This window comes from Vibrio qinghaiensis (assembly GCF_002257545.1).
GTDB lineage: Bacteria > Pseudomonadota > Gammaproteobacteria > Enterobacterales > Vibrionaceae > Vibrio > Vibrio ordalii.
This window is the reverse complement of sequence record NZ_CP022741.1, coordinates 619,602-643,798: the sequence shown is the minus strand read 5'-3', so window position 1 is coordinate 643,798 and position 24,197 is coordinate 619,602. Positions and strand designations below refer to the sequence as shown.

The following is a 24,197-nucleotide window of genomic DNA, read 5'->3' as shown; positions in this document are numbered from 1 at the left end:
TTGTGAACGATGCCCTTTTCCAATAAATAAGGTTCATCTACTTATATCATGATGAAAATCCATCCTTTGGCTTTAATGCTATTTCTGCTAGGCATTTCAGCGCACGTTCGAAGCTCAGAGCTCAATATTTATTTGTGGGAAGACACCATGTCACCGCAAATCGTTGATCAATGGCGGCAAAGTAGCGGCATCGTCATCAATTTATATCACTTTGATAATGATGATGAGCGAAGTCTATTGATGGTCAAAAGTGTCCAACTACCTTTTGATATTGTCGTACTCGATAACGTATCGGCGCTTATCTATTCTCGGCTCAACACCTTTGAAGACCTGAGCGCACTACCGAATAGAAAACATAATGATGCGAAATGGAATCAGGCATGTGGTAGCCACGCCGTCCCCTACTTTTGGGGAACCGTAGGTATCGTCTACAGAAAAAGTAAACTCCCAACCAAGCCCAGAAACTGGGCTGATCTCATCGACATGCCACCAGCACTCCAAGGTCATGTGGGGATGATTCACGATACAGTTGAAACCCTATTACCAGCATTGTATGTCCAACAACAATCACCCATCACCAATGATGATAATGCACTTAAACTGGCTTACCAAAAGATGCAGTCTGTGAACTCAAATATCTTAACCTATGAATATGTACTGAGTTACATCCGAAGCCACCCTGACAGTGATAATCTAGACATGGCACTGGCATACAGTGGTGACCAATTTTCTTTAAATAAGTATTTTGGCGGTGATGATTGGGATTTTATCACCCCACAAGGCCAACCCTATATTTGGGTTGATTGTTTAGCCATCAACAGTAATTCAAAAAATAAAGAGCAAGCAAAAGCATTTATAAATCACTTATTGAGTCCAGAAATTGCTGCAATCAATGCAAAAGATATTAAAGCTGCGACACCGAACTTAAGTGCCCTAAATTTAATGCCAGATAGTTACCTAAATGATGCATCATTATTTCCAGATCCTGCTTTGTTAGAACAAAGCATTATTGATAGCGAATTGCTCCCAGAAGACCTTAGTTTGAGAGCAAAAATCATTAACAGTATTTTGGAACAACATGAAGCTCAACAATAGAATTCTGTTGCTGGTAACACCGGTTATTCTTCTCAGTGCAGTGGCATCAAGTTACATTATCTACTCAAATCAGAAAGATGCTTTACTAAAAAGAGAGGAAAGCTATCTTCAACTGAGTATGGAAAAACTCGCAGGGCACTTTCGTCAAACTCAATACCTTGTGAATAGCTACGCTTACACTCTAACGAAAAGCGATATCATTCGTCATTACATCACACATGAGCGCAATCCTTATCGGGAATTAGAGTTGGTTGATAACTTCCAACAGACCTTAGATATCCTTCAAGCTCAAGAGAATCGTTTTATTGCATTGTCGATTTTAGATGGCAGTAAAAATGTGCTTTATTACGCTGAAAATAGCGGTGATCCTTTTGCAAAAATTGACACTAAAATACTTAGTCATATTCAAGATACTTTTTATAACACGCAAAAGACCTCTTATATTGACTATACGACAAATTCGAGTGGTGAAGACGTTCTCGTTCGCTATGATGTCTTAGATACACAGACACTCACCACTCCGCTGAGTTATAACCGCGATAAAATTTTCTTTGTGGTTGTTTTTGTCGCCTTAGAGCCCTTTAATCGACTGAAAACAAAAATAGAATTTGATAACCAAAGCTCCATATTTTTTACTGATAGGCCCGATATTAAAAAAGTAGGCTTGACGCAAACGGTTGAATTAAAATCTGATCTGTATGCCACGCTTGATCCTGCACAGTATCTAATTAACGACAAACTTTATGCAATTAAAAAACGATTGGCATTATCATTTGGAATATCGACATTAGTCACTGTATTGCTACTTTTGTATTTACTGTATCGATATGTCATTAAACCCATATCTCAATTAGATCAACAGCTAAAAGAGGTCGAAAATAAGCAACGTGACAATATCGAAACACTCAATAGCAACGATGAAATTGGTCGATTATCCTCTCGTTTTTACGATATGTATCAGGAGCTTGATACCACATATAAGAAAACGAAAGCGCTTGCTGAATACGATCATCTGACCAAACTGGCTAATCGTCACCACTTTCAGCAATCAGTAGAAAGAGTGCTATCCAAAGCAAAGCACACAGATAACATCTGGGTTCTATATATTGATTTAGATAATTTCAAATACGTTAATGACAAATACGGCCATCAGGTCGGTGATGCATTATTAGCCAACTTTGCACAGCATATTGGCTCATTGCGCAATTTTTTCTTTGAAAAGTATCAAGTAAAAAGCCTAGCAGCGCGACTATCAGGGGATGAGTTTTCAATTTTTATTTCTACACCTGATAGTAATTTTATACAAGCGGCAAGCGAATTTGCCACTCAGCTATTGATCCCATTACAAAACCAGCATAATTCACCGCTCGGAAATTTCCCGATCACAGCAAGTATTGGTATCGCTACCTACCCAACCGATGGCTATGCCTTAGAAAAATTATTATCTAATGCTGATACGGCCATGTATCAAGCAAAAAATGCTGGGAAGAACCAAATAGCTTACTACTCGCCAGAGCTCAATAAGGGTGTTCTGCGCAGAGCCAATATTGAGCAAGCATTACGCCGAGGTGATTTTGATCAGGAATTTAGCTTGGTCTATCAACCTTATTTAAATCGTGCAGGTAATATAGTCTCAGGATTTGAAGTTTTACTTCGTTGGGAATCCAAGCTGCTCGGTACGATTTCACCAAAAGAATTTATTCCGATAGCCGAACAAACCGGGTTATTTGGCAACATTGATCGCTGGGTCGTCCGTTCAGCTTTCGAGGATTTCCACGCACTGCAAGCGATATTTGAACACCCTGTTCAGTTATCAATTAACCTTTCATCAGCAGAATTAAACTCTTTGCAATTGGCTCATTATATTCATAAACACGCACAGGAGAATGCGGTTCCTCCTCATTTGATTGATTTTGAAATTACAGAAACTTTTTCAACCAATTCAAAAGGTTTTCCGCTACTTCACGAACTATCGCACCTGGGCTACGGCTTAGCAATTGATGATTTTGGTTCTGGTTACACCTCTATTACTCAATTGGTTCAGTATCCCGTACAAAAAATTAAGTTTGATCGTCTTTTTTTAGATACACTCATCACCACGAATAATCACAAAGTCATTAAACCTTTGATCGAACTTTGTCATTCTCAATCAATGCAAGTCACCGCCGAAGGTATTGAAAGTAAAGAGATGCATCATTGGCTTGCTGATTACCAATGTGATTTTATGCAAGGCTACTATTTCGCCAAACCGATGCCATTAAATGCGTTGGTTTCATGGCATCAACAACAAAAAGAGTTAAACGCTGTTTATGAAAAACGTGATCATTGCCTCTCTTAACCCGGCCAAAATCAATGCCGTCAAAAGTGCATTTGAAAATACCTTTCCACAGGGTATTTTCTCATTTAAAGGCGTGAGTGTGCCCAGTGGTGTCGCGGCTCAACCGATGACAGATGAAGAAACTCACCTAGGTGCACTTAATCGCGTACGAAATGCGAAAGAGCAAGATCCTACGGCAGATTACTACGTTGGATTAGAAGCTGGCATTGAGAATACCGTGACTTTTGCATGGATGGTGATTGAATCTACCACTCATAGAGGAGAATCTCGCTCAGCCAGCTTAATGCTACCACCTCAAGTATTGAAGCTGTTAAGCCATGAAAATGAGCTAGGCGATGTAATGGATAAACTGTTTGACTGCCAAAATATCAAACAGAAAGGTGGGGCAATAAGCGTGCTTACTCATAACCAGCTCACTCGCAGCTCGGTCTACCATCAAGCGTTGATTCTCGCACTAATCCCTTTTATCAACCCAGAGCATTTTCCTGCTAATTTGTAAAAAGCTGGCAAACTCAAGGGGTCACTAAGACACCTTGAGTAGCAAAGCAGCTAATTGCGACTTTTCTTGTTCTGATTTACTTTTGAGCTCATTTGAGCCGCGCGTAATGGTCGCAATTCCCACTCCGAGCAATTGGCTAATCTGCCGCTGTGATAACTCCCCTTTAAGTAGCTCACATAAGATGTTCGCACGCGCCACGAGCGCATCTCGCTCATCTGGGGTCATCATCATGGTGAGTAGCATGGTGTGCTGCTCTTGCTCTGTGGCAGATTTAACCAATTCCATTAACTGCTGCCAATCAGTGTACTCAGGTTGGTGTGGCATGAATGTACTCGCTAAGTGATACGTTCCGCTATTGTAGAACTTTCACTTTGTATTGGAATTAATATTTTGTATTGAGCTCATCTTGGTTGAGAAATTCACCTTCAATGCCCATCAAATCTCGGTAGTAAGTCTCAAACATCAAAATATTTTGCACATACCCACGTGTTTCTCGAAAAGGGATCGCTTCAATAAAAGCGTAGGCATCTAACTTGCCTTGTGTCTTCTCTCGCCACTGATTGACACGATTTGGCCCCGCATTATAAGCAGCCAATGCCAAAATACGGTTGTCTCCGTATTGTTTTAATAAGCCATTTAAGTAATGGCTGCCTATTTCGATATTTTTGCCCACCTCATATAACTCTTGCTCATCGTTATAGGCCAACTGATATTTTTTAGCTGTGTACTTAGCCGTACTCGGCATAACTTGCATGATGCCACGAGCACCTACGGGTGATTGAGCCTCGACATCCATTCCGCTTTCTTGGCGAGCAAGTGACATCAACATAATCGGATCAATACCATGTTTTTCGCCATAAAAATTAAACCACCATTGATGGGCTAACGGAAAACGCAATTGTATATTGTCCCACATCTGAGCCGCGATCGAGGCCGTTACGGTCAAACTATACCAGTGCTGAGAATCCGCGTAGGCCGCTAGCATCTCTTTTTCTTTTGTACCGACGCGCTCTAGTAGCCATTTCCATTCACTTTTTGCAGCCGCGATTTTATCTCGTTCAATCAGCTCTTGGATTCGTAATAACGTTTTTTTATGCGCTGTCAGTAGCTTGGGGTTTAAAGTAATTGATGAACTCGGATAATTAACAGACTGTTTCACCATATTGGCGGCCGCTACACTGTAAAAATTACGTTGTCCTACCATCGCACTTAAACGTTGTAATCCTTTGGCGTCATCCCCCAACGCAATATCCGCCCGCCCAAGCCAATACTGCCAGCGTAAGCTGGCTTTTTCATCGGCGGGGAGCTGTTCTGTCCAGAATTTCACTTCATCCCAATGACCTGCGGTCAGTGCCTTGCGGATCCTCAGCTCAAGTAAGAGACTGTTTGAGCTTTGTGCTATCACATTATCTCGCCAGTTTGCGAGTGCTTGCTCCTCGGTATCAAGTAATATTCTGGCTATATATTCTGCAATAGGACGCTGATAAGCATCCGCCAGTATTTTCTGATCGAAAAGAGTTTGATACACGCTTTGTGCAAACTTCGCATCTTGGCGTGCTAGTTTTTCTAGAGCAAATTGAATTGACTGCTGATTAAAATCACCATTGGAGTGTTGCTGGGCAAAAGCCAGTACATTATCTGGCGAGTTATAGAGCGCAATCATCGCTTGCGCCATTACTTGCGATTTTGGCTTGGTTAACTTTTTCTGTAAGAATTTCATTAGCGTCAAATTACGCCCCTCAAACGCCAGTAACATTCGCTTGAGTAGCAAATCATCACTTAACCCACCATGTTCACTCAATGCAGTAAAAAGTGGATCGCAAGCATCGGAAATGCTACTGCCACTGAGCCATAGTTTTTGCGCGCCTTTGAACGCAATCTCTCTATGGCCTGTTTGGTAGTGCGCGTTGTAATAGTGGCAACGATAAGACTCATCATTCGGCTCCGTTTTTTGAAAATCAAGCAAGGTGGCCCATTTCCCTTTCGCCGCCAACGCATCTAAATACGGTGCTCGAATGCGGTTTGAAAAGGGGAAATCTTGATGTGTATCGATAAAAACCTGAACCGCTAATGGCGGTTTATTACCAATATCGACCAGCAGAGATCGATAATCCAGATAAGGCGTCAATGGATAGTTTTTGATCTTATTTCTGATTTTTTTAGCTTCATCAACTTTATCTTCATCAAGCCACCTCTGCGCTTGATCGTACAGCTCTCGTTGACTATCCAAATCCTCTATTGCGCCTGAAAACGCGGTGCCGCACACCAAGGAGCTCAAGGCTAATATTGATGATAACAATCGCTGCGGTCTTATAAAATGCATGAGCGTCATGTGTGCTCTCGTCCTATCCAAAGCAAGGTGATTTCCGTTTCATTACGCTGATTCTAGATAAAAAAGTAAAGGCCATAGATGTAAATAATATTAAATTCATAAAAGTGCGACATATGAACTTAGTAACTTAATGTTTCGTTACTTTTTTATCGATGAAAAACACCATCTAAGCTCTAAAAATTAGGTACCTAGTAACAAATGCGATCGCTTTGGTATAAAATGACCACTTTCTTCTGTTACTAAGATTAGGAACAATCGGCAATGGCTGAATACGTATATACCATGTCGCGGGTGAGTAAAATTGTCCCGCCTAAGCGTCAAATTCTCAAAGACATCTCTCTGAGCTTTTTCCCTGGAGCTAAAATCGGTGTTTTAGGTCTCAATGGTTCAGGTAAATCCACCCTGTTACGTATCATGGCTGGCATCGATACTGATATTGATGGAGAAGCACGCCCGCAAGCAGGATTGAAAGTCGGCTACTTGCCTCAAGAACCAGTACTCGATGAATCAAAAACCGTGCGTGAAGTGGTTGAAGAAGCCGTTTCTGATGTGGCTGGCGCACTAACTCGCCTCGATGCTGTTTATGCGGCATATGCAGAACCCGACGCCGATTTTGATGCGTTAGCCAAAGAGCAAGGTGAGCTCGAGGCTCTGATTCAAGCTAAAGATGGCCATAATTTAGAGAACGCTTTAGAGCGTGCGGCCAATGCACTTCGTCTACCAGAATGGGATGCTAAAATCGCCGTTTTGTCTGGTGGTGAGCGCCGCCGTGTGGCGATCTGCCGTTTGCTACTTGAAAAGCCAGACATGCTACTGCTTGACGAACCAACCAACCACTTAGACGCGGAATCTGTTGCTTGGCTAGAGCACTTCCTTGTCGACTATTCAGGCACAGTCGTCGCCATCACCCACGACCGTTACTTCCTTGATAATGCTGCGGGTTGGATTTTAGAACTTGACCGCGGCGAAGGCATTCCTTGGCAAGGTAACTACACCTCGTGGCTCGAACAGAAAGATGAACGCTTAAAGCAAGAATCATCTCAAGAGAGTGCTCGCCAAAAAACGATTGAAAAAGAGCTGGAATGGGTTCGTAAAAACCCGAAAGGCCGCCAAGCAAAATCCAAAGCACGTATGGCACGCTTTGAAGAACTTAATAATACTGAACATCAAAAACGTAATGAAACCAACGAACTCTTCATCCCGCCGGGCGAACGTTTAGGTGACAAAGTATTGGAAGTTCGCAACTTAACCAAATCGTTTGGTGATCGTGTACTGATTGATAATTTATCATTTAGCATGCCGAAAGGAGCGATTGTCGGCATCATCGGTGCTAACGGTGCGGGTAAATCAACGCTGTTTAAAATGCTAAGTGGCGTAGAGCAACCAGATTCTGGTGAAATTGAATTGGGTGCAACCGTGAAACTAGCTTCGGTTGATCAGTTCCGTGACAGCATGAACGACAAAAATACCGTCTTCCAAGAGATCTCTGAAGGGGCGGATATTATCAAGATCAACAATTTTGAAATTCCTGCGCGTGCTTACTGCTCTCGCTTTAACTTCAAAGGCGTCGATCAACAAAAAGTGCTCGGTCAGCTATCGGGCGGTGAGCGCAACCGTGTTCATTTAGCCAAATTGCTTAAAGCTGGCGGTAACGTCCTATTACTCGACGAACCAACCAACGATCTGGATGTTGAAACGCTACGCGCATTGGAAGAGGCGCTGCTGGAGTTCCCTGGTTGCGCCATGGTTATCTCGCACGACCGCTGGTTCCTAGACCGTATCGCGACCCACATTCTGGACTACCGTGATGAAGGTGAAGTGAAATTCTATGAAGGCAACTACAGCGAATACACTGAGTGGTTAAAACAGACGTTGGGCGCTCAAGCAGCAGAACCACACCGCATTAAATACAAGCGTATGACCAAATAACTCTGTATTTGAAGTCTCTGGCCGCAATCTATTGCGGCCTTTTTGTTACTTGTACATCACCCATCACACAACAAAATGCTGGATCCGCGACACTGCCTTCAATTAGGTCTAAACTTAATGGGTATAATTTTTCAATGATCGATACAGAGCCGAAGCTGGCACAGGTCAACGCTCAACAAGAGAGAGTACCATGATTGAAAGACGTCGCTTTTCACGCATCATCTATCAGATGCCTGCCACCTTATTGCAAGGTAAACATACCGTCACCACGACGATTCAAGATTTATCGCTGCATGGGTTATTGCTCTCATGCCCTGACGCGGACAAATTGGTGCTCAATGAAATGGCACAAGTTCATTTCACACTTCCAGACAGCGATATCACTATTAATCTGGTCGCCAAGCTGATCCACATTCAAAACAACATTATTCGTATCAGCATCGATCACATTGATATTGAAAGTATTGGTCATTTGAAACGTTTAGTTGAATTGAATATGGGAGATGAAAGCTTGCTCCATCGCGAGCTGGAATACTTGTCTGATTTAGGGGATGAACCGGAAGAATGAGCGGCGGCCATATTCACAACCACCGCACTCGCCGTTCAGACAGCCTTAAGCACGATGAATGGCATCGTTCGCTTGTTTTAACAAGTTTTGACTTTCAAGCATAAATTGTTGTGAATAACTGCCAAACCATTCGCTCACTTTGCTAAAGTTTTCCACAAAAGCTTGCTTCTCACGCCCGTCAAGTAAGGTTAACGCTTCGCCAAAACAGGCATGAAAACGTTTTATCATCTCAACGTTCTCTTCCGATGAGAAAATGATATCGCCATACAAGTGAGGGTCTTGACCAAAAAGCCGTCCAACCATCGCCAGTTCTAAACGATAAATCGGTGAACTCAGCTGCAGTAATTTTTGGATATTCGGATTTTCTTTAGAAAGATGTAAACCGTATACAAACGAAGTGAAGTGACGCAATGCTTGGATCAAGGTCATGCCGTGATCGTGTTCTGCGGCATCAATCTGGCACAAACTCGCTCCCCATATCGAAAACTGTTTTAGCAACCACTGATAACTCTCTTCTCCTCGCCCATCGCAATAGACGATCACTTGCTTGGCCATGCTAGGGACATCTGGGCCAAACATTGGGTGTAACCCAACCACTGGGCCAGAGTGTGTTTTAAGCATCGCCTGTAGCGGCTTAGATTTAATCGATGTGAGGTCGCACAAAATACAATCGGCAGGCAAATGAGCGAGTTTTTCAATCACACCGACCGTTAAATGAATAGGAACCGTCACCACAACCAAACCAGCATCATGCAGTATCTCATCGGCTTGGTGCCAATCTTTACTGCCTAATACTTTCACCTGATAGCCCGACAGTTTGAACATACGGCCAAATAAGCCGCCAAGTTGACCATGACCGCCAATAATCACCACAGAGCGCAGCTCTGGGTTTAAGCACTTAAAGCCAGAATCCTTTTCACTGGCATAAGATTCACGCATAGTACGGCGCAAAATATCTTCAATCAGTTGCGGGGGTACGCCTTTTCTTTCCGCTTCAGCGCGGCGAGAAGCCAGCATCGCCGCTTCTCGATCAGGAGCATAAATCGGTAGACCATGTCGGCTCTTGACTTCCCCCACCTTTTCAACCAAAGCTAATCGGCGTGCAAGCAGCTCGACCATTTGTTTATCGACAGCATCAATTTGATCACGTAATTCGTTAAGTTCAACAGCCATGGCACTTCCCTTTATTCACCTTTTTTTAGGCGATTTTCTAAGAACGGAACGAGCTCTTGATGAGCATGTCGTAATAGTGCCTCAGTTGATGGCCAATTAATACAGGCATCCGTAATCGATACACCGTATTCCATTTCGTTGCGAGGAAGGTCAGAAGATTGATTACCTTCATTGAGGTGACTTTCAATCATCAAACCAATAATAGACTGATTTCCTTCACGAATTTGATGAATCACATCTTCAGCGACTAACGGCTGACGACGGTAATCTTTACGTGAATTAGCATGGCTGCAATCCACCATTAACGAGGCATCCAATTTATGTTTTGCCATCTCTTGCTCACACTCGGTGACCGACACTGAATCGTAGTTAGTTTGCTTACCGCCACGTAAAATGACATGCCCATTTGGGTTGCCTTGTGTGGTAAGCAAGGCAACTTGCCCTTCACTATTAATGCCCATAAAGCGGTGGCTGGATGATGCCGCCTGCATCGCATTGATTGCCGTTGCTAAATTGCCATCGGTGCCGTTTTTAAACCCAATCGGCATCGACAAACCACTGGCCATTTCTCGGTGTGTTTGAGATTCTGTGGTGCGCGCACCAATCGCCGCCCAACTGAATGTATCGGCTAAATATTGAGGGCTGATCGGATCAAGCGCTTCGGTCGCCAGAGGGATCTCCATCTCCGCTAGCTCAACTAACAATTGACGACCAACGTGTAAACCATGTTCGATATCAAAACTGCCATCAAGATGAGGATCGTTAATCAGCCCTTTCCAGCCAACCGTTGTACGCGGCTTTTCAAAGTAAACACGCATGACAATGTACAGTTGATCGCTCAACTGCTCTGAGAGTGATTTCAGGCGCTTTGCATACTCTTTTGCCGCATCAATATCATGAATAGAGCAAGGGCCGCACACCACCAGTAAACGGTGATCTTTTTTATGGATAATATTGGCAATTGTCTGACGAGAGTGTTGGATGAACTGGCGAGCTTGATGACTGAGCGGCAGCTTAGCTTTTAATTGTTCCGGAGTGATCAGCACTTGCTCATCACTGATATTAATGTTACTTAGTTCACTTTTTTGCATCTCATCACCTGTAATTATTTTCTTACACGAAATTTTATCGCATACCTAAACACCAATAAAAGACAAATTAACAGGCTTTAAAAACATTTCAAGTGTAAATTTAAAAAAACATCATGTGTAAAAATAAAATTACACACATATTTATCTTATCTTAAAACGAAAAATATAAGCTGACGCGTATTTTATTCTCTCTATCTCACCTAAAATAATGAGGATGAATCGTAAATCATACCCAAAAAGATTGGCGTTACAGTCGGGCCATCCGTACATAGATCCTAATGTATATAGAAAACTCTACGCTTAGGAAAATGAGCAAAGCCAATACCACTGTAGCTTCAAGTGAAAAGGGGATCACCAAACCAACGGGTTTTTGACATGGATTTAATTCTTTCCTTACTGCAACAGATGTGTGTTTACCTCGTTCTCGCTTATATGTTGAGTAAAACACCCATTTTCTTACCGCTGCTTAACATTTCCAGTCGAATTAGCCACAAAATCAGTACCTATGTTTTGTTTTCCCTCTTTTGCATCATGGGCACCTATTTTGGTTTGCAGATCAACGATGCGATTGCCAATACGCGGGCAATAGGTGCCGTCATGGGTGGGTTATTTGGTGGCCCTATTGTGGGCTTTGCGGTCGGATTTACTGGAGGTATGCATCGCTACACTTTAGGCGGTTTTACCGATGTGGCATGCGCCATTTCAACCACTGCAGAAGGTTTGATTGGTGGATTGCTGCACACCTATTTACTGAGAAAGGGCAAAGGACAACTCCTGTTTAGCCCCAGCATTGTCTTTGCCGTAACACTGTTTGCTGAAATAGTGCAAATGTTGGTGATTTTGTTAGTCGCTAAACCGTTTGTTGATGCATACGCCTTAGTCTCGACCATCGCCGCGCCCATGATCATCGCTAACTCAGTCGGCGCAGCGCTATTCATGAGCATTTTACAAGACAGAAAAACCATTTTTGAAGAGTACTCCGCCACCTTTTCTCGTCGCGCACTGAATATTGCTGAGCGTTCAGTTGGCATTTTGGCCAACGGTTTTAATCCACACAATGCAGGCAAAGTGGCTCGAATTGTTTATGAAATGACCAACGTAGGCGCGGTATCCATTACCGATAGAGAAAAAATACTCGCGTTTATCGGTATCGGTGATGACCACCACAAACCCAATACACCCATCTCATCACAAAGTACACTCGATGCGATCACCAAAAACCGCATTATTTATCTCGACGGAAAAGATTCCCCTTATCAATGCTCACTTTCTAAAAGCTGCAAACTCGGTTCAGCGTTAATCATTCCACTTCGAGCAGGTGATCGCGTAATTGGAACCATAAAGCTGTACGAGCCGAAACGTAAGCTTTTTTCAACCATTAACATGTCAATGGCGGAAGGGATTGCACAATTACTGTCAAGCCAAATTCTGTACGGTGAATACCAACAAAAACAGATGCTACTTTCCCGTGCCGAGATAAAACTGCTGCATGCTCAAGTCAACCCTCACTTTCTGTTTAATGCGCTCAATACCATTAGTGCCATCACCCGCCGTGATCCCGACAAAGCGCGAGAACTTATCCAGCATCTTTCGCACTTCTTTCGTAGTAACCTCAAACAAAATATTGAGACAGTAACTCTTAAAGAAGAGTTAGCACATGTCAAAGCTTACTTAACCATAGAGCAAGCGCGTTTTGCCGATCGCCTTGAAGTGGATATCGCCATCGATGATGCATTACTGCTTGAACGCAACGTACCCAGTTTTACCCTACAACCACTGGTAGAAAATGCGATAAAACATGGCACCTCTAACTTGTTAGAAGGCGGGCGGGTACGCATCTACAGCCAAGTGCAAACGGAAGGATACAAAATTGTAGTGGAAGATAATGCGGGCAGTTACCAAGCTCCGAATGAAGATTACGATGGTTTAGGTATGCAGATTGTCAATAAACGCTTAACCAATAAATTTGGTGAACAAGCCGCACTAAAAACGGAAGTATTGGCTAATCAATACACACGGATGAGCTTTCTCATTCCTCATCAAGGATTTTACTAAGGGAATAACATGTTATCGGCACTGGTTATTGATGACGAATTACTTGCTCGGGAAGAACTGACTGAGCTGCTAGAAGAGACGGGTGATGTTGATGTGGTTGGTCACGCCAGTAATGCGATCGAAGGGTTAAAAAAAATCAATCAGCTAAAGCCCGACGTGGTGTTTCTCGACATCCAAATGCCGCAAGTTACTGGTATTGAGTTGCTAGGGATGCTTGACCCAGATACGATGCCCAATGTGGTGTTTGTCACCGCTTATGATCAGTATGCGCTGCAAGCGTTTGAGGAAAATGCGTTTGATTACCTACTCAAGCCGGTTGACCCCGAGCGCTTAAAGAAAACACTGCAACGCTTAATTCGCCAAGGGCAAAAAAAGCAGGATTTTTCGATTTTATCGCCTGCAGGGTTAGATCAAGTTCCTTGCATTGGATTAAATCGGATTGTGATCATTGCCACCCAAGATATCGAGTTTGCTTTGAGCGACATCAGTGGTGTTCATGTGCAAACCCATTTACAACGAGCCACCAGCCAATTAACGCTCAAAATTTTGGAAGAAAGAACCGCACTGGTTCGCTGTCACCGCCAGTATCTAATCAACACTAAGGCCATTAAAGAGATCAAATTATTGGACAATGGGCTGGCGGAAATCATCACCCTTAGCAATCACAAAGTGCCCGTCAGCCGACGTTATCTGAAAAATTTAAAAGAAGTTCTAGGTTTTCACTAACCGCAACGAATAGGAAATAACGGCGCTGAAGCTCTGACGCGTAGCGCCATTTTTTTACTCACCAAGCAGTCGTTTCATCGCTTCTGAAGCTTGTTTCCACTGTTCAGTACTTTGCAGTTGAGACAGATTAAAAGCACGGCGTTTGAGAAGAGACTCGGCCGCTGGCACGTCCAAAATCGGCAAATTATCCAATACTTCAATTTGAGCTGCGCGTTGATTGCACACTAAAATCATGTCACATCCAGCGGCTAACGATTGATGCGCGCGCTCGGCAGGACCGCCCATGACAGATGCCCCTTCCATTGTTAAATCATCAGAAAAGACTAATCCTTTAAAGCCTAACTGCTGACGAAGTACTTGCTTCAACCAAAACCCAGAGCCGCTGGCCGGTTGATCATCATAGTGAGGATAAATCACATGCGCAGGCATCATGGCATCGAGCACTCCAGCTTCAATCTGCGCTTTGAATATAGCCATGTCTTCTTCCATCACCGTGCTGCGCTCATCATAGGGCGTCTCAAGATGCGAGTCAGCGATTACCCCGCCGTGACCGGGAAAGTGTTTACCTGTTGTTGCCATGCCAGCCTCTTTCATGCCTTGCATATAGGCTGAACTGTGGCGAATGATGCTCTGTACATCATCGCCAAAAGCACGATTGCCAATCGCTTTACACGCATGACCTTTATCCAGCACAGGAGCAAAGCTGAGATCAATATCATGAGCAATCAACTCCGCCGCCATCAGCCAGCCACCTTGGTGAGCTAATGCTTCACCATTATTCTGCTTGGCATACTGCTGCGCGGCGGGGATCAGCGAAAACCCATCACGAAAACGTTGTACTCGCCCACCTTCTTGATCGACACCAACTAAAATCGGACGTTTTGCTGCGTGGCGAATCGCTTTATTAAGCGCAACCAACTGCGCGTTATCGTGATAATTACGCGCAAAAAGAATAACCCCGCCGACAGTGGGATGCTCAAGAATCTCGTTGTCTTCAGCGCTCAATTCACAGCCTGCCACATCTAGCCACAACGGTCCCATGCTCACTCCAAAAATTTACTTAAACAGTTAATTTAACGAGGTTATTCGCTTTGAATTTCTATTACAATGATTTTGTTTTCGAGTTGAAGGAGAAGCGAATGAAGAGCATTGAACGCTACATTGGTGTGATGTCTGGCACCAGCATGGATGGTGTCGATACAGCGCTGGTCGAAATGGATGGCAACCAAATTCGTTTATTGGCTCACGCTGATTTCCCAATGCCAGAAGATCTCAAACAGCGTTTGCTGAATGTCTGTATTGGGCAATCAACCAATGTGCAAGAGATTGGCAAGTTAGACCACTTGCTCGGCCATCTGTTTGCAGATGCAGTCATTGCTTTACTGGCTCAATCAGGCTATCAAGCGTGCGATATTCGCGCGATTGGCTGCCATGGCCAAACGGTTTTTCATCAACCCAACGGCAATACGCCTTTTACGATGCAACTCGGTGATGCCAATATTATCAGCAGCAAAACTGGCATCGACACGGTGGCTGATTTTCGGCGCAAAGATATGGCGCTCGGCGGCCAAGGAGCTCCATTAGTCCCTGCATTTCACGACACCATTTTCAAATCAACCGATTCGAGCGTTGTAGTACTCAATATTGGCGGCATCGCTAATATTTCGGTACTGCGGCCGCAGCAAAAAGTATTAGGCTACGATACGGGCCCGGGCAATATGTTGATGGATGCGTGGTGCTTTGAACAGACAGGCCATAAATTTGATGATAATGGCATGTGGGCAAGATCGGGAAAGGTGTTTCAGCCACTACTCGAACGTCTCAATCAAGAGCCGTACCTTGCGTTGAATGCACCGAAAAGTACGGGCCGCGAGCTGTTTAATCTCCCTTGGCTTCAGCAGATATTGACTGAGTTTTCGTTAGCAGCAGAAGATGTTCAACGTACACTCTGTGAATACACAGCACTCACCATCGCCACGCAAGTCGCTCACTATCAATGTGGGCCTGCGCCGGAATTGCTGCTGTGTGGCGGCGGCGCCCGTAACCCGCTATTGGTTGAACGTCTGCAGGCCCATTTAGCACACTGGCGCATCATGCCCACCAGCGATAAAGGGGTGGATAGTGATTACATGGAAGCAATGGCTTTTGCTTGGCTTGCTCAACGTCGTCTGCATAATTTACCCAGCAATCTACCAGAAGTAACCGGAGCAAGCGCTCTTGCTTCGTTGGGTGTGGTCTATTTTACTCATTAATAAGTAAGGAATGGTATGACTAATGACGCGCTGCTCTCTGCGCTTTCTCACCTTATTTCCGAAGGTCGCAACCCTGACACAATGGATATTGACCTACTATCAGCACAAGAAATTGTAGAACGGCTCAATCAACAAGATAAACACGTTCCGCTGGCCGTCGAAAAAGTCCTTCCGGAGATCGCCTTAGCCGTGGATCGAATTACCTATGCCTTCAAACATGGTGGTCGATTAATCTATATCGGTGCAGGAACCAGTGGCCGATTAGGCGTTCTTGATGCGTCTGAGTGCCCTCCAACATTTGGGGTTAGCGATCAGATGGTGATTGGTTTGATTGCCGGTGGAAAAGAGGCCATGTTCAGTGCTCAAGAAGGGGCGGAAGATTGCGCAGAACTCGGCATTCAAGATCTCAAAAGTGTTCATTTTACGGATCAAGATGTGGTTGTTGGCATTGCCGCTAGTGGGCGCACACCTTATGTCATCGGTGCCTTGGAGTATGCTAATGATTTGGGCGCGACAACCATTGCCCTATCATGTAACCCGGATTCCCCGATTGCAGAATTGGCGCAAATAGCCATTAGCCCTGTCGTTGGGCCAGAAGCTCTGACCGGTTCAACGCGCTTAAAATCCGGTACAGCGCAGAAGCTGGTACTCAACATGCTCACCACCGCTAGCATGATCCGCCTTGGTAAGAGTTACCAAAATTTAATGGTCGATGTTAAGGCCACTAACAGAAAACTCATCGCCAGAGCGGTGCGAATTGTGATGCAAGCAACCGACTGTGAACGCGCTGAGGCTGAATACTTATTAGCCCAAAGCAACAACAATGTAAAAGTAGCGATATTGATGCACTTGACGGGGTTAAGTTATGCAGAAGCTATGGATAAATTGACTGAGTCTGATGGTTTTCTTCGCCGGGCAATGGAAAGCGAATAAGAGAGCCGCTAGCGGCTCTCAATCAAAAAGTCAGTTAGAAAACTCATTCCAACCCCGCTGCCATTCCATGCGAAAGCGCTGTGCTTGTTCGGTGCCTTCGCAGACACCTTCATAATATTGGCCTGACAACCCCATTTGATAAGCGAAATGGGGGTTACAATACTCGCTTAGCCCTTTAACGTATCCCGCTTCGTAATCGGCTTGTTGCACCGAACCCAGCTCAGAAAGCTTTTTATAGCTGCGCTCAGCGTGGCCGGTGACTCCATCTTGGTAACCAATTTGTTGCCAATCTCCGTTTTGCGCTAATTCAGCATCAGAGGCCGCACACCCAACCATCAATATAGCAGCGCACAGTACACTTAACTTTTTCATTGTTGTCCTTAAGTTCTTATTTTCATTCGATTAGCCTAGCAGATTGCTTGTAAGATGCCACTCATTGCCTCCCAGCAGCAAAGCATTATTGATCCAGATGATGAGACGAGCCCTAAACCACTTATTGTGTGAAATAGCCACTTAACTGGCTATAGTGCCGCTCACTGGAAAAGCAGATGTTTCTCGTCACAGAGCCCTTTATTATCCACTGTGAGCTTAATTCATTCATAAAGGACAATTGCTATGATGTGGTTTCTTACCTGTGTCGCAGCCCTACTGGCCGGATACTTTATCTACGGCGCTTTTGTAGAAAAAATATTTGGAATTAACGAGAACCGTAAAACACCCGCCCACACCATGAGTGATGGCGTGGACTATGTTCCCATGTCGACCAAAAAAGTCTACTTGGTACAATTACTTAATATTGCTGGTGTAGGCCCAATTTTCGGCCCAATCATGGGCGCACTCTATGGTCCTGCGGCGATGCTGTGGATTGTCGTCGGCTGTATTTTTGCTGGTGCCGTACATGACTATTTTTCAGGCATGTTGTCGGTACGCAATGGCGGCGCTTCAGTGCCCACCATTACTGGTCGTTACCTAGGCAATGGCGCCAAACATTTTATGAACATTTTTGCCATTGTACTGTTACTGCTTGTGGGGGTTGTTTTCGTTTCAGCGCCTGCGGGGATGATCACCAATCTGATTAACGAGCAAACAAGTCTAACGGTGAGCATGACCTCAATGGTGGTGATCATTTTCGCTTACTACATTCTTGCCACCATCGTTCCTGTCGATAAAATCATCGGCCGCTTCTACCCACTGTTCGGCGCATTGTTGATCTTTATGTCGGTTGGCTTAATGACCGCGATTGCGCTTTCCAGTGAACACACTGTGATGGGCGGTTTTGAAATGAGCGACATGTTCAGCAACATGAACCCGAACGACCTACCACTTTGGCCAGCGCTCTTTATCACGATTGCTTGCGGTGCTATCTCTGGTTTCCATGCAACTCAGTCGCCATTGATGGCTCGCTGTATGGAAAACGAAAAAAATGGCCGCTTCGTATTTTACGGTGCGATGATTGGTGAAGGCATTATCGCACTTATCTGGTGTGCGATTGCACTCTCTTTCTTTGGCTCATTGGAAGGATTATCAGAAGCAGTGAAAAACGGCGGCCCAGGTAACGTTGTGTACAGCGCATCCTTTGGCTTATTAGGTGTTTTTGGCGGCATCATTGCCTTCTTGGGTGTGGTTATCCTACCGATCACCTCAGGCGACACTGCATTTCGCTCTAGCCGTTTGATCTTGGCTGAATATTTCAATATGGAACAAAAAACGCTGCGTAATCGCTTGTTCATGGCACTGCCGCTGTTTGTTTTGGGTGCCATTCTCACTCAAGTGGATTTCGCTATTATTTGGCGCTACTTCGGTTTTGCCAACCAAACCACAGCAGTAATGATGCTTTGGACCGCTTCCGCCTATTTACTACGCCACAACAAACTGCATTGGATTGCGACTATACCCGCGATGTTTATGACCACGGTTTGCGCCACCTTTATTCTTAATAACAGTGCATTAGGCTTCGGCTTACCGATGCAAGCATCAACCATTGCCGGTATTTTGTTCTCACTGTCCGTAACCATATATGTAATTAGAATCTCCAAAGGTAAAGGCGACATCGAACTTACCGATGAAGAAAAACCGAAAGCAGTCACAGAAACTGCATAGTGTGAATGACGCTTCGCTTGCGTTATAGAAAAGGGCTTCCATTTGGAAGCCCCTCTTCTTTTATTGGTACGTCTAATTCAACTACTTTTTATTGACTAGTCGATTTGCTTGATTTGCAACTCTTTGGGCACTTCAAAAAACATGTTTTCTTCTCGCCCAAGCACTTCTTCAACCGATTGAGCACCAAGCTCTTTAATACGCTCTAGGATCTGATTTACTAATGCTTCGGGTGCCGATGCGCCGGCCGTGACGCCAACGGTTTTCTTACCATCAAACCACGTTGGATCAATATCTTCAGGGCAATCAATCAAGTAACCCGGCGTTCCGAGCTTTTCCGCCAATTCTTTTAAACGCGTAGAGTTTGATGAGTTTTTCGAGCCCACCACCACCACCAAATCAACATCCAATGCAAGTTGACGCACCGCATCTTGGCGGTTTTGTGTCGCGTAGCAGATATCATCTTTCCGTGGTCCCTGAATATCGGGAAACACTTCACGCAATTTATCAATCACATCGGCTGTTTCATCCACCGACAAGGTGGTTTGGCTAACATAATGTAAATTAGTCGGATCTTTAACGATAGCTTTTAGTGATTCAACATCTTCAGGTTTTTCAACCAAGTACATGCCGCCTTTTTTACTGGCGTATTGGCCCATGGTTCCTTCCACTTCAGGATGACCTGCATGGCCAATCAGCACTACTTCCATACTGCGGCGACTGGCTCGAGCCACTTCCATATGCACTTTAGTCACCAAAGGGCAAGTGGCATCAAACACGGTTAATGCACGTGCTTTCGCTTCAAGTCTCACCGCTTGCGAAACGCCATGAGCAGAAAAGATCACAATATTGTCATCAGGTACTTCGTGTAAGTCCTCAACAAAAATGGCCCCGCGCTGCTTCAGCCCTTCCACCACAAAGCGGTTATGCACCACTTCATGTCGTACATAAATCGGAGGCTGATACAGCTCAAGTGCGCGTTCAACGATGCTGATCGCACGATCAACACCGGCGCAAAAACCACGAGGGTTGGCTAACAATATTTTCATTTCATTGCTCATTGAATAGGGTTATCGCAAGTTGCCAATTATTCTACAGACAAAATTTCAACATCAAAAATGACATCTTGTCCTGCAAGTGGGTGGTTAAAATCAACCGTCACCGAATCGCCCGCAATAGCGGTGATAATACCAGGAATTTCTAAGCCATCGCGGCCACTAAACGCCATAATCGTGCCAACTTCCACTTCAGTATTACCGGCAAATTTGGCGCGATCCATATGGTGGATGTTATCTGGGTTAGACAAACCAAACGCGTCTTCAGCTTTTAACTCAATGGTTTTGGATTCTCCGGCACTCAGACCGATTAAGCACAACTCAAAATTGTCGCTTAGACTGCCATCACCAATAACCAATTTCGCTGGTTTGCCCATATTATGAGTGCTATCCGCAATAGAGCCATCTTTTAATTTAATGGTGAAGTGTAGGGTTACCGCACTGTTTGCTTTTATTGTCGTCACGTGATTTCTCTTTATTTATTTTTAGTATGGAGACAAGGCATCCATAACGACATAAAAATGCCCGTTTTTAGTACGCCTATCGCCACCGTATTTTTAGAGATGAAGAGTAAACAAAAAGCGCCACCTGAATCAACAGACAGCGCTTAGGGTTATTCAACTATTTTAGCCATTATGAGTGCGCATCGTCTTTTTTACGAAAGCCATCAAGGATAATCATTGCTGCACCAAGGCAAATGGCACTGTCAGCCAAGTTAAACGCTGGCCAGTGATAATTGCCCCAGTAGAAATCAAGATAATCAACCACAAAACCGTGCACGATACGATCAAACACGTTGCCGATTGCGCCACCAATAATCATGGCATAAGCGATATTATGCCACTTCTCTTGCGCAGGCAGCTTACTCATCCAGTAAGTGAGGAGCCCCGTCACCGCAAAGGCGATAGCGGTAAACAACCAGCGTTGCCAACCCGCTTGATCGCCTAAAAAGCTAAATGCTGCACCATAGTTGTGCACATAAAGTAGGTTAAAAAATGGCAGTACTTCGATGCGATTTGCCCAACCATACCCCATGTTATCCATGACCATCAGCTTTATGCCGACATCAAGGGTAAATACCAGAAGCGCTAGCCATAGCCAGCGGACTCCTGATTGTTTCCAAGTAAGCGTCTGCTCTGTCATATTGAATCCCAATATTATTAAGCGAACTTACGAACTTCGCCTTCACCATCGACGTTTGACACACAACGGCCACAAATAGTTTCATGACCAGTGATAGTGCCTACGTCAGGAGTATGATGCCAACAGCGATCGCACTTCTCTGCTTCCGTTGCGTTCACCAACACAAACAAACCTGCAGTTTCCGTCGCTTGTGCCACATCGCTTTTCTCAGCCAGAGGCTTCACTATCGCTTTTGATGTCAGCAGTACAAAACGCAGTTCATCTTCAAGCTTGTTCAACTGAGCCACTAAAGCATCATCAGCAAACAGCACCACTTCAGCTTGTAATGAGCCACCAATGATTTTTTCACTACGAGCAGTTTCAAGCAACTTGTTCACCGAGCTACGAACTTTTTGCATCTCTGCCCAAAATTCATTGTTCAACTCTTCGCCTTCAGTTAACCCAAACAGACCTTCGAACCACTCACCCGTGAAGACAAATTTTTCACGCGGCTCGCCGTTAGCTTGCATCGCTGGCATTTCGTTCCAAATTTCATCAGCCGTAAATGACATGATCGGTGCCATCCAACGAACCAAAGCCTCAACGATGTAATACAGCGCCGTTTGACAGCTACGCTGTGCATGTGCACCTTGTTTAGCCGTGTATTGGCGATCTTTAATCACATCAAGGTAGAACGAACCCATTTCAATTGAGCAGAAGTGCATCAAGCGTTGGATCACGCCATGCGTATTATACTCTTCATATGCTTTGACAATTTCTTGTTGCGCCGCAAAGGCACGGCCTACGGCCCAACGATCCAGCGACACCATCTCGTCTGCTGCAACCATATCCGTTGCCGGATTAAACCCATTGAGGTTGGCTAAGAAGAAACGTGCTGTGTTACGGATACGGCGATAAGCATCCGCCGAACGTTTTAGAATTTCGTCAGAAACCGCCACTTCGCCAGTGTAATCAGTCGATGCAACCCATAGACGCAGGATGTCTGCACCCAGTTTATTGGTGACATCTTTTGGCGCAACCACGTTGCCGATTGATTTTGACATCTTGCGGCCATGACCATCGACCACAAAGCCATGCGTCAATACTTGTTTGTAAGGAGCAGCACCTTTCATTGCTACCGATGAAATCAATGAAGATTGGAACCAACCACGATGCTGATCCGAACCTTCAAGGTACAGATCTGCACCGTGGCCATTGAACTCTTCGCGCTTATCAACAACGGCGTAGTGAGTCACACCAGAGTCGAACCATACATCCAGTGTATCGAGTACTTTTTCGTAATGCTTGGCGTCTTCTTCGCCCAAGATCTCAGCAGTGTCGACATCCCACCACGCTTGAATCCCTTTTTGTTCTACCAATTGCGCCACTGTTTCAATCAGCGCAGGGCTATTAGGATGAAGTTCTGCCGTCTCTTTATGCACAAATAGCGCAATCGGTACACCCCAAGTACGCTGACGAGAAATACACCATTCAGGACGACCTTCAATCATTGCTTCGATGCGGCTTTGACCCCATTCCGGCATCCATTGCACGCCCTTGATCGATTCTAGAGCTTGGGCGCGCAGACCGGCTTGCTCCATAGAGACAAACCATTGGGGTGTTGCACGGAAAATGATCGGGGTTTTATGACGCCAGCAATGAGGATAGCTATGCTCGTAGGCATGGTGGTGCAACAAAGCACCTTTTTCTTTCAGTACTTCAAGTACCGAGTCATTCGCTTTAAACACGTGTTGACCAGCAAATAGCTCAGTATCTGGTAGATAAACACCATTTGAACCGACAGGGTTAGCCACTTCAAGGCCATATTGTTTGCCAACCACGAAGTCTTCTTGACCATGGCCAGGTGCAGTATGAACAACACCAGTACCCGATTCAGTGGTTACGTGCTCACCTAAAATCGCAGGCACAGTAAATGCGTAAAATGGGTGATTAAAAGGCATGAGTTCAAGGTCTGCACCTTGGCAAAAACCAAGATTGTGGTAATGACTGATACCAGCACGATCCATGACACTTTTTGCAAGTTCTGAGGCAACGATAATGCGTTCAGCTGGGCGTTCACCATCGGCTTCAATTTGGATCAATACATATTCCAGATCATCACGTAAGCAGACTGCGCGGTTAGCTGGCAAGGTCCAAGGCGTGGTTGTCCAAATAACAATCGACACTTGACCGTGGCCGGCGTGATCAGCCGCGAGCGTGAACTTTTCAAGCAGCGCCGCTTCATCGGCCGCTTTGAATCGCACGTCAATTGAAGGAGACACTTTGTCTTTGTATTCCACTTCTGCTTCCGCTAATGCTGAACCACAGTCTGTACACCAATGAACCGGTTTGAAACCTTTCAACAAATGGCCTTTATCAGCAATTTTACCTAATGCGCGAATAATGTTGGCTTCAGTGGCAAAATCCATGGTGCGATAAGGTTTATCCCACTCACCCATAATGCCTAAACGCTTAAAGCTCTCTTTCTGGCCTTCCACTTGACCTGCTGCATATTCACGGCATTTTTCACGAAACTCAGCCGCGGTCACTTTCTGGCCCGGTTTGCCAACTTTTTTCTCTACCATCAATTCGATAGGTAGGCCGTGACAGTCCCAGCCTGGGATGTAAGGCGCGTCAAAACCAGATAAGGTTTTCGATTTGATAATAATGTCTTTAAGAATCTTATTCAGTGCGTGACCAATATGAATATCACCATTGGCATAAGGAGGGCCATCGTGCAATACGAAAGATTTTTTGCCTTTTTTGGCTTTACGGATTTCGCCGTAAAGATCTTCTTGATACCAACGCTTTAACATTTCTGGCTCACGTTTAGCCAGATCGCCACGCATTGGAAACCCTGTTTCAGGTAGGTTCAGGGTATCTTTATAATCACTCATCGATTCTTAATTCCGTTATATTGGGCGACGTTAGA

General features: G+C 44.7%; 20 protein-coding genes. 10 read left to right on the top strand and 10 right to left on the bottom strand.

Going from position 1 to position 24,197, the window contains the following annotated elements:
- The first annotated feature begins 48 nt into the window (after nucleotides 1-48).
- The 3 genes from CCZ37_RS03105 to yjjX are packed head-to-tail and all read left to right on the top strand — an operon-like array spanning nucleotide 49 to nucleotide 3,932.
- Nucleotides 49-1,095: a polyamine ABC transporter substrate-binding protein gene (locus tag CCZ37_RS03105; protein ID WP_094499728.1), complete on the top strand. Its 1,047-nt coding sequence runs from the start codon at nucleotides 49-51 to the stop codon at nucleotides 1,093-1,095.
- Complete coding sequence (locus tag CCZ37_RS03100; protein WP_094499727.1) at nucleotides 1,079-3,433, top strand: putative bifunctional diguanylate cyclase/phosphodiesterase; 2,355 nt, start codon at nucleotides 1,079-1,081, stop codon at nucleotides 3,431-3,433. Before CCZ37_RS03105 ends, CCZ37_RS03100 begins: the two co-directional genes overlap by 17 nt.
- Nucleotides 3,405-3,932 carry an inosine/xanthosine triphosphatase gene (gene yjjX, locus CCZ37_RS03095; protein ID WP_094499726.1) on the top strand — a complete coding sequence of 176 codons (528 nt, stop codon included), beginning with the start codon at nucleotides 3,405-3,407 and terminating at the stop codon, nucleotides 3,930-3,932. The genes CCZ37_RS03100 and yjjX overlap by 29 nt, the downstream gene beginning before the upstream one ends.
- A 24-nt stretch (nucleotides 3,933-3,956) precedes the next feature.
- Here the strand turns inward: yjjX and trpR are convergent, their stop codons facing one another.
- Together trpR and CCZ37_RS03085 are read right to left on the bottom strand one after the other, a co-directional pair.
- Complete coding sequence (trpR, locus tag CCZ37_RS03090; protein WP_010319163.1) at nucleotides 3,957-4,256, bottom strand: trp operon repressor; 300 nt, start codon at nucleotides 4,254-4,256, stop codon at nucleotides 3,957-3,959.
- Between the two features lie 58 nt (nucleotides 4,257-4,314).
- Entirely contained in the window at nucleotides 4,315-6,264 is a 1,950-nt protein-coding gene (locus CCZ37_RS03085; RefSeq protein ID WP_094499725.1) for a transglycosylase SLT domain-containing protein, read from the bottom strand.
- Nucleotides 6,265-6,525: 261 nt separating this feature from the next.
- On the opposite strand from CCZ37_RS03085, the gene ettA reads away from it, so the two are divergent.
- Together ettA and CCZ37_RS03075 are read left to right on the top strand one after the other, a co-directional pair.
- Entirely contained in the window at nucleotides 6,526-8,193 is a 1,668-nt protein-coding gene (gene ettA, locus CCZ37_RS03080; protein ID WP_010319161.1) for an energy-dependent translational throttle protein EttA, read from the top strand.
- 190 nt (nucleotides 8,194-8,383) lie between these two features.
- Nucleotides 8,384-8,761: a PilZ domain-containing protein gene (locus CCZ37_RS03075; RefSeq protein WP_094499724.1), complete on the top strand. Its 378-nt coding sequence runs from the start codon at nucleotides 8,384-8,386 to the stop codon at nucleotides 8,759-8,761.
- A 45-nt stretch (nucleotides 8,762-8,806) separates the two neighbouring features.
- Here the strand turns inward: CCZ37_RS03075 and tyrA are convergent, their stop codons facing one another.
- On the bottom strand, nucleotides 8,807-9,934 hold the full coding sequence (tyrA, locus tag CCZ37_RS03070; protein ID WP_094499723.1) for a bifunctional chorismate mutase/prephenate dehydrogenase: 1,128 nt from the start codon (nucleotides 9,932-9,934) through the stop codon (nucleotides 8,807-8,809).
- A gap of 11 nt (nucleotides 9,935-9,945) precedes the next feature.
- Nucleotides 9,946-11,025 (bottom strand): 3-deoxy-7-phosphoheptulonate synthase, encoded by a 1,080-nt coding sequence (locus tag CCZ37_RS03065; protein ID WP_047690207.1) that lies wholly within the window; start codon nucleotides 11,023-11,025, stop codon nucleotides 9,946-9,948.
- 375 nt (nucleotides 11,026-11,400) lie between these two features.
- On the opposite strand from CCZ37_RS03065, the gene CCZ37_RS03060 reads away from it, so the two are divergent.
- Entirely contained in the window at nucleotides 11,401-13,080 is a 1,680-nt protein-coding gene (locus CCZ37_RS03060; RefSeq protein ID WP_094499722.1) for a sensor histidine kinase, read from the top strand.
- A 9-nt stretch (nucleotides 13,081-13,089) separates the two neighbouring features.
- Nucleotides 13,090-13,806 carry a two-component system response regulator BtsR gene (gene btsR / locus CCZ37_RS03055; protein WP_094499721.1) on the top strand — a complete coding sequence of 239 codons (717 nt, stop codon included), beginning with the start codon at nucleotides 13,090-13,092 and terminating at the stop codon, nucleotides 13,804-13,806.
- A gap of 54 nt (nucleotides 13,807-13,860) precedes the next feature.
- Here btsR and nagZ read toward each other — a convergent pair whose 3' ends face one another.
- On the bottom strand, nucleotides 13,861-14,847 hold the full coding sequence (nagZ, locus tag CCZ37_RS03050) for a beta-N-acetylhexosaminidase (protein ID WP_094499720.1): 987 nt from the start codon (nucleotides 14,845-14,847) through the stop codon (nucleotides 13,861-13,863).
- Nucleotides 14,848-14,945: 98 nt separating this feature from the next.
- On the opposite strand from nagZ, the gene CCZ37_RS03045 reads away from it, so the two are divergent.
- The gene (locus tag CCZ37_RS03045; RefSeq protein WP_167372374.1) at nucleotides 14,946-16,058 is read left to right on the top strand and encodes an anhydro-N-acetylmuramic acid kinase; all 1,113 of its coding nucleotides are present in this window, start codon (nucleotides 14,946-14,948) and stop codon (nucleotides 16,056-16,058) included.
- Between the two features lie 15 nt (nucleotides 16,059-16,073).
- Nucleotides 16,074-16,991 (top strand): N-acetylmuramic acid 6-phosphate etherase, encoded by a 918-nt coding sequence (gene murQ / locus CCZ37_RS03040; RefSeq protein ID WP_010319152.1) that lies wholly within the window; start codon nucleotides 16,074-16,076, stop codon nucleotides 16,989-16,991.
- Between the two features lie 30 nt (nucleotides 16,992-17,021).
- On the opposite strand, the gene CCZ37_RS03035 is transcribed toward murQ, so the two are convergent.
- Entirely contained in the window at nucleotides 17,022-17,363 is a 342-nt protein-coding gene (locus CCZ37_RS03035) for a DUF2799 domain-containing protein (protein WP_010319151.1), read from the bottom strand.
- A 243-nt stretch (nucleotides 17,364-17,606) separates the two neighbouring features.
- Between CCZ37_RS03035 and CCZ37_RS03030 the strand changes: the two genes are divergently transcribed.
- The gene (locus tag CCZ37_RS03030) at nucleotides 17,607-19,091 is read left to right on the top strand and encodes a carbon starvation CstA family protein (RefSeq protein ID WP_094499718.1); all 1,485 of its coding nucleotides are present in this window, start codon (nucleotides 17,607-17,609) and stop codon (nucleotides 19,089-19,091) included.
- 95 nt (nucleotides 19,092-19,186) lie between these two features.
- Here the strand turns inward: CCZ37_RS03030 and ispH are convergent, their stop codons facing one another.
- The 4 genes from ispH to ileS form a co-directional block, all read right to left on the bottom strand.
- Complete coding sequence (gene ispH, locus CCZ37_RS03025) at nucleotides 19,187-20,149, bottom strand: 4-hydroxy-3-methylbut-2-enyl diphosphate reductase (protein WP_167372373.1); 963 nt, start codon at nucleotides 20,147-20,149, stop codon at nucleotides 19,187-19,189.
- A gap of 26 nt (nucleotides 20,150-20,175) precedes the next feature.
- Nucleotides 20,176-20,607: an FKBP-type peptidyl-prolyl cis-trans isomerase gene (gene fkpB, locus CCZ37_RS03020; RefSeq protein ID WP_013857554.1), complete on the bottom strand. Its 432-nt coding sequence runs from the start codon at nucleotides 20,605-20,607 to the stop codon at nucleotides 20,176-20,178.
- Between the two features lie 169 nt (nucleotides 20,608-20,776).
- Entirely contained in the window at nucleotides 20,777-21,286 is a 510-nt protein-coding gene (gene lspA, locus CCZ37_RS03015) for a signal peptidase II (protein WP_094499716.1), read from the bottom strand.
- Between the two features lie 17 nt (nucleotides 21,287-21,303).
- Complete coding sequence (gene ileS / locus CCZ37_RS03010; protein WP_094499715.1) at nucleotides 21,304-24,162, bottom strand: isoleucine--tRNA ligase; 2,859 nt, start codon at nucleotides 24,160-24,162, stop codon at nucleotides 21,304-21,306.
- Nucleotides 24,163-24,197 lie beyond the last annotated feature (35 nt).